Origin of the sequence: Limnohabitans sp., from assembly GCF_044361645.1 — a bacterium.
Classification (GTDB): domain Bacteria; phylum Pseudomonadota; class Gammaproteobacteria; order Burkholderiales; family Burkholderiaceae_C; genus Limnohabitans_A.
On sequence record NZ_JBIKIL010000167.1, the window covers coordinates 1 to 6573 of the forward strand.

Annotated in this window: 8 protein-coding genes; 7 read left to right on the forward strand and 1 reads right to left on the reverse strand. The window is 61.1% G+C overall.

The window, feature by feature from the left end:
• The first annotated feature begins 164 nt into the window (after positions 1–164).
• From ACIQ39_RS18030 to ACIQ39_RS18040, 3 genes are all read left to right on the forward strand, one after another.
• On the forward strand, positions 165–584 hold the full coding sequence (locus ACIQ39_RS18030) for an acyl-CoA thioesterase (RefSeq protein WP_396435966.1): 420 nt from the start codon (positions 165–167) through the stop codon (positions 582–584).
• Between the two features lie 63 nt (positions 585–647).
• Complete coding sequence (locus tag ACIQ39_RS18035) at positions 648–1649, forward strand: tripartite tricarboxylate transporter substrate-binding protein (RefSeq protein ID WP_396435967.1); 1002 nt, start codon at positions 648–650, stop codon at positions 1647–1649.
• Between the two features lie 239 nt (positions 1650–1888).
• On the forward strand, positions 1889–2365 hold the full coding sequence (locus ACIQ39_RS18040; protein WP_396435968.1) for a MarR family winged helix-turn-helix transcriptional regulator: 477 nt from the start codon (positions 1889–1891) through the stop codon (positions 2363–2365).
• A 117-nt stretch (positions 2366–2482) separates the two neighbouring features.
• On the opposite strand, the gene ACIQ39_RS18045 is transcribed toward ACIQ39_RS18040, so the two are convergent.
• Positions 2483–3133 (reverse strand): OmpA family protein, encoded by a 651-nt coding sequence (locus tag ACIQ39_RS18045; protein WP_396435969.1) that lies wholly within the window; start codon positions 3131–3133, stop codon positions 2483–2485.
• 211 nt (positions 3134–3344) lie between these two features.
• Between ACIQ39_RS18045 and ACIQ39_RS18050 the strand changes: the two genes are divergently transcribed.
• From ACIQ39_RS18050 to ACIQ39_RS18065, 4 genes are all read left to right on the forward strand, one after another.
• Positions 3345–4559, forward strand: coding sequence for a fumarylacetoacetate hydrolase family protein (locus tag ACIQ39_RS18050; RefSeq protein WP_396435973.1), 1215 nt, complete (start codon positions 3345–3347; stop codon positions 4557–4559).
• A 178-nt stretch (positions 4560–4737) separates the two neighbouring features.
• Entirely contained in the window at positions 4738–5088 is a 351-nt protein-coding gene (locus ACIQ39_RS18055; protein ID WP_396435970.1) for an FKBP-type peptidyl-prolyl cis-trans isomerase, read from the forward strand.
• A gap of 161 nt (positions 5089–5249) precedes the next feature.
• Positions 5250–5798, forward strand: coding sequence for a nucleotide exchange factor GrpE (grpE, locus tag ACIQ39_RS18060; RefSeq protein WP_396435971.1), 549 nt, complete (start codon positions 5250–5252; stop codon positions 5796–5798).
• 443 nt (positions 5799–6241) lie between these two features.
• The coding region (locus tag ACIQ39_RS18065) for an Hsp70 family protein (protein ID WP_396435972.1) at positions 6242–6573 on the forward strand (332 nt) is incomplete at its 3' end.

Sequence of the window (6573 nt, forward strand, 5' to 3'; positions counted from 1 at the left end):
GATATCTGCGCGCTCGCGATGACGGGTATCTGCTGCGCTCGCGATGACGGATATCAGCATGCTCGCGATGACGAAGGCTTTGTCACTGCGAGCGAAGCGCGGCAGTCCATGCGTTACGGCGCAGCGTCTGACATTCAACAACACACCACACGACCTGAACCACCATGAGCAAAACTGTTGTCTACGAAGTGCAAGTGATGTTCGGTGACTGTGACCCCGCAGGCATCGTGTTCTTTCCCAACTTCTCCAAGTGGATGGACGCCTCGTCGCTGAATTTCTTTGTGCAATGCGGCGTGTTGCCGTGGCGTGAGTTGGTCAAAACACGCGGCATCATTGGCACGCCGCTCTTGGAGATCCACACGAAGTTCATCCGCCCCGCCACCTATGGCGAAACCCTCCAAGTGCACACCAGCGTGCAAGAGTGGCGTGAGAAAGTTTTTGTGCACCAACACGTCGTCATGCGCGGTGACACCGTGCTGTGTGAATGCACTGAAGTGCGCGCCTTTTGCATCCAGCACCCCGAAGACCCGGACCGCATCAAAGCCATCCTTGTGCCTGAAGACATCAAGGCCTTGTGCCTCTGAGTTTTTTTCATTTCCCGTTTCACCCCAACCTGAGTTTTTCAACCATCCCAAGAGGAGACAAGCATGAGCAACCGTCGTGAATTCATTCAATCGGCCATCGGCACCGCCGTGGTGGGCAGCACCGCATTCCAGCAAGTCTGGGCGCAAAGCGGCTTGCCCATCGAGCAGGTCAAAGTGCTCTACGGCTTCCCACCCGGCAGCTCGGGCGACATCTGCGCCCGGCGCGTGGCCGAGAAATTTGGCGGCACGCCCTACAGCAAGAACGCCGGCATCATTGACAGCAAGCCAGGTGCGGGCGGCCAGATTGCCCTGAACCTGCTGAAAAGCGCACCGGCCGACGGCTCGGTGTTGGCCATGACCCCGTTCTCGGCCATCTCGCTGTACCCCCACATCTTCAAAAACCTGCAGTACAAGCCTTTTGAAGACTTCACACCCGTGGGCACCGCCTCCATGATTCACCACGGTTTTGCTGTCGGCCCCATGGTGCCGGCCAGCGTCAAGAACGTGAAAGACTTCATCGTTTGGGCCAAAGCCAATCCCGCGCAGGCCAGTTACGGCTCGCCCGCTGCAGGCTCCACACCGCACTTCATTGGCGCTTTGCTTGGCCTCAACCAAAGCTTTGAGTTCAAACATGTGCCCTACCGTGGCTCGGTGCCCGGCGTGACCGATGTGGTCGGCGGCCAGATTGCCTGCATGTTCACCCCGCACGGTGACTTCATTGCCAACCACAAGGCGGGCAAGATGCGCATCCTGGCCACCTCGGGCAAAACCCGTTCGCCTTTTGTGCCCGACGTGGCCACCTTTGCCGAGCAAGGCTTTCCTGAATTGACCGTGGAAGAATGGTTTGGCTTTTACGCCCCCGCCAAAACCCCGGCCAACGTGGTGCAAGCGGCCAACGCGGCGATCAACGCAGCCCTCAAAGACAAGGGCGTGCTGGACGCTTTGACCGTGGTCGGTTTGATTCCTTTTGGTGGCAGTGCGGCAGACCAACTCAAGAGCTCACAAGTGGAACTCGAGCGTTGGGGCCCGCTGATCAAGCGCATTGGCTTCAGTGTGGACTCTTGATCTGCTGATCTGATGAACTGCTGATCCCAGCCGGAGAACCCGTCGGTGCTCCGGCCTTTTTTGATGAAACTCAAGAGCCTGTGCACGTCAAGCCCTACCGAGGACATGCTTTGGGTGTTGACATGCGTGTTGAGCGCACCCGCGCTGAGGCAAGCCCTGTATAAACGGGTGCTTCACGATTTCAAGATCCACCAATTCACTGCCGGGCAGCCACGTGCCTGCGCTGGATGAACGACGCCATGACCACCCCAGCACGCCGAAAGAAAGCCACACCCGCGCCGCCCGCGATGGGTGCTGTGGACACCTCGTATTTGCAAACCTTGATGGGCTACAACGCCCGGCGGGCCGCCCTGAGCATCATCGAGTTGTTTTTGGAGCGACTGGCACCCTACGGTCTCAAGCCGGTGGATTTTTCGGTCATGTCGACCATCCATCACAACCCTGGCGTGACTTCGCGGCAGTTGTGCGCCACGCTCAACCTGCTGCCCCCCAACTTGGTGGGACTGATCCAATCTTTGGAGGCACGTGGTCTGATTGAGCGCCAACCTCACCCGCACGATGGCCGTGCCGTGGGCCTGCACGCCACACCCCAAGGCCAAGCCCTGATGGTGCAGGCCGAGCAAACAGCCAGCGCGTTGGAGCTGGAAAAAACCGCCCAACTCACACCCGCGCAGCGCAAGACCTTGCTCAAACTGTTGCAAAAAATCTACCTTTGAGGCCTTGCTCAGCCTGTGCTCGGGCGCGGCGCAGGTGCCGCCGTCCCGCCGTCCCGCTGTCCCGCTGATGGGCGTCAAGACCCACAAACGCACAGCTTGGGGCCTGAATCGGCCTTTCTAAGACGAAGAGCGCTCGGCCAGGAAAATCTCAATCCGGCGGTTGCGGGCACGGCCCGACTCGGTGGCGTTGTCCGCGACAGGCTCGCGCTCACCCCGGCCTTCGATGCGGATGCGGTTGGCGTTCACCCCGCGCGCGACCAAATGATCCCGCGCACTTTGGGCCCGGTTCACCGACAAACTGTTGTTCAGCGCGTCGCTGCCCACGTTGTCGGTGTGGCCCACGATGCGCACCTCGGTGCTGGGCTGTTGCGCCAAACCCTGGGCAAACTGGTCAAGAATGGGGCGCAAATTGGGCCGGATGTCGTAGCGGCCGGTTTCAAACGAGATGTCGTTGGGGATGCTCAGCTTGAGCTGGTTGTCGGTGGTTTGCGTGACCACGGTGCCTGTGCCGGCAGTAGCCTGCTCCATGGCGCGTTTTTTGTCTTCCATGTTTTTGGACCAGATGTAACCGCCCAAGGCCCCCAAGCCAGCGCCGATGGCGGTGGACTTGCTGTCGCGGCCCAAAACTTGGCCGGCCACAGCACCGATGACGGCACCCGTCCCGGCCCCTTTTTGTTGCGGCGTCATCGTGGCACAACCGGTCAACAAAACAGCCGCAGCGCAAGTGGCAACGGCCATGGTGGTCAAAGCGGTATTTTTTTGGGTCATGGTCAATCCTTGAAGTAGCTCGGCTAAAACCCCCAATCTAACCCACAGCCGCCACTGCGTGTGTGGGGCAAGCCACATGAATTGCAAGCAATCGTTTCACCGGGTACCTCCTTGCAGGCTCGCTCCCGCTGGAAGCCGCCTACACAGGTCGCCGCGGCCAAGCGCAAGCGCTTTTTCGCAGGCTTGACATGGGTGACAGCGCCCCATGCCGATGTCTGACAACATGCTGTTTTTTGATCCACAGGTGTTCTCCATGCTGCTCACACAACTGCCCCAAGACGCTCACCAGGCTTTGCTGATCGGCCGTTTATGGATGCCCGGCCTGGGGCCCTTTGTGGTGGCGGTCACACCTGAAGATGTGCTGGACTTGTCGGCTCTGGCCGCCACCTGCAGCGATTTGCTCGAGCTGGACGCGGCGGCGCAGCGGGTCAAAGCCTTCATCGCCACGGGCCAAGCCAGGCCCCTGGCCGACACCTCGGCGGTGCTGGCCAACAGCGAGGAAACTGGACGCGACACCCGCCTGCCCTGGTTCTTGGCCCCGTGCGACTTGCAAGCCATCAAGGCCGCAGGCGTGACCTTTGTGGCCAGCATGCTGGAGCGCGTGATCGAGGAACAAGCCCGGGGCGACGCCAGCCGGGCCGAGGCGGTGCGCCAGGCGGTGGTGGCGGTGATTGGCGACAATCTGCGCAGCGTGGTGCCCGGCTCGCCAGAGGCGGCCCAGCTCAAAACCGTGTTGTTGGCCCAGGGCATGTGGTCGCAGTACCTGGAGGTGGGCATCGGGCCAGACGCCGAAATTTTCACCAAAGCCCAGCCCATGAGCGCGGTGGGCACCGGGGCGTTGATTGGCCTGCACCCGGCCAGCCAGTGGAACAACCCCGAACCCGAAATCGTGCTGGCCGCCAACTCGCGTGGCGAGGTGGTCGGGGCCAGCTTGGGCAACGACGTGAACCTGCGCGACTTCGAAGGCCGCAGCGCCTTGCTGCTGGGCAAAGCCAAAGACAACAACGCCAGCTGCGCCATAGGCCCCTTCATCCGCCTGTTTGACGAACACTTTTGTCTGGACGATGTGCGCCAGTGCGACTTGAGCCTGAAAGTGCAAGGCCCCGAGGGCTTTGTCATGCAAGGCAGCAGCGCCCTCGGCCAAATCAGCCGCGACCCGCTCGACCTGGTGGCACAAGCCATGGGCCCTTACCACCAGTACCCCGACGGCATGCTGCTGTTTTTGGGCACCATGTTTGCCCCCACCCAAGACCGCCACGGCCCCGGCCAAGGCTTCACCCATGTGGTGGGTGATGTGGTCAGCGTCTCCACCCCGCTCTTGGGCACCCTGAGCAACCAAGTCACCACCTCGGACTTGGCACCGCCTTGGGTCTATGGCACCAGCGCCCTGATGCGCGATTTGGCCAAGCGCGGCTTGTTGGCCTGAGCGGCAGACCGCGTGGGTTTTGGCGGCATCTCGCGCTGGCCCTTCGGTCTGCCCAGCGCGTGATGCCCCCGCTTGGGACACCCAGGCCAGCACAGCGCTGCTGGCATAATTTTGGTTTTTTACGGCCAACGGCCATGCCCCACGGGCATGCCGGGCCTACACCCACAGAAAGCGCCCCATGAACACCACCCCCTCTGGCCTGCAATACGAAGACACCGTTTTGGGCGAAGGCGAAGTCGCCACCGCAGGCCAAGACGTCACCGTGCACTACACCGGCTGGCTCTTCAAAGACGGCGAGCAAGGGGCCAAGTTCGACTCCAGCCGCGACCGCCGCGACCCCTTTGTGTTTGGCTTGGGCGCGGGCATGGTCATCAAAGGTTGGGACGAAGGCGTGGCCGGCATGAAGGTGGGCGGTCAGCGCACCCTGATCATCCCCGCAGACTTGGGCTATGGCGCACGCGGCGCGGGCGGTGTCATTCCCCCGAACGCCACTTTGAAATTTGACGTGGAACTGCTGGCCCTGAACTGAGCAGCGGGCTTTCACCTGTGCCAAGCTGAACGCGTCAAGCCCAGCCGCCGTTTGGCGGGTTTTTCTTGCGACTTGCCTTTTTTCGCCCACCCCCCTGCCCCTTGAAGCCTGGAAAACCGCCCCTATTTGTCAGGGGTCAACTTTTTTTGCGGACATTGTTCATGTCAGAAGCCCATCCACACCCCCCAAATTCTCCCCAAGCCCTGAACGACGAAGAAGCCAGCGCGGCCCTATCGCCCACGGATGCTTTGGCCGATGCCCAAGCCGAATTGGTCAATTTGAAAGCCCAAAACGCCGATTTGGCCGACCAATTTTTGCGTGGCCAAGCCGATGTGCAAAACGCGCGCCGCCGTGCCGACGACGAAATTGCCAAGGCCCGCAAGTTCGCGGTCGAAGGGTTTGCGGACAGCTTGCTGCCAGTGCTGGACAGCCTGGAAGCGGGTTTGGCCATCCCCAATGTGACGATCGAGCAGATCCGCGAAGGCTCCGAGGCCACCTTGCGGCAACTCAAAAGCGCCTTGGAGCGCAACAAAGTAGTCGCCATCGACCCACCGGCCGGTACCAAATTCGACCCGCACCACCACCAAGCCATCAGCGTGGTGCCGGCCGAGCAAGAACCCAACACCGTGGTCACGGTCCTGCAAAAAGGTTATTCCATTGCAGATCGGGTGCTGCGCCCTGCTTTGGTGACGGTCACTGCGCCCAAGTGAGTTCTGGATTGCCACGCTTCGCTCGCAATGACAAATTACCCGTCATGGGCAGAAGCGCAGCGACGCGGCCATCCATGGATCGCCTCGTGCCTCGCGGTGACGCTGGCCCCGTCATGGGCAGAAGCGCAGCAACGCGGCCCTCCATGGATTGCTTCGTGCCTCACGGTGACGCTGGCCCCGTCATGGCGATGACGTTAACACCGTCATGGCGAGGAGCGCAGCGACGTGGCCATCCATGGATCGCTTCGTGCCTCACGGTGACGCTGGCCCCGTCATGGCGAGGAGCGCAGCGACGTGGCCATCCATGGATTGCTTCGTGCCTCACGGTGACGCTGGCCCCGTCATGGCGAGAAGCGCAGCGACGTGGCCATCCACCTCTTGAATTCGCAAAAACCACCACCATTTCTTAATCAGTTTTCAATTTCCTCACTGGAGTACACATCATGGGAAGAATCATCGGTATTGACTTGGGCACCACCAATTCGTGCGTGGCCATCATGGAAGGCAACACGACCAAAGTGATCGAGAACGCCGAAGGCGCTCGCACCACCCCGTCCATCATTGCCTACCAAGAAGACGGCGAAATCTTGGTCGGCGCCTCGGCCAAGCGCCAAGCTGTGACCAACCCGCGCAACACCTTGTACGCGGTCAAGCGCCTGATCGGCCGCAAGTTCGCCGAAAAAGAAGTCCAAAAAGACATCGACCTGATGCCTTACACCATTGCCAAAGCCGACAACGGCGACGCTTGGGTGGAAGTGCGCGGCAACAAACTGGC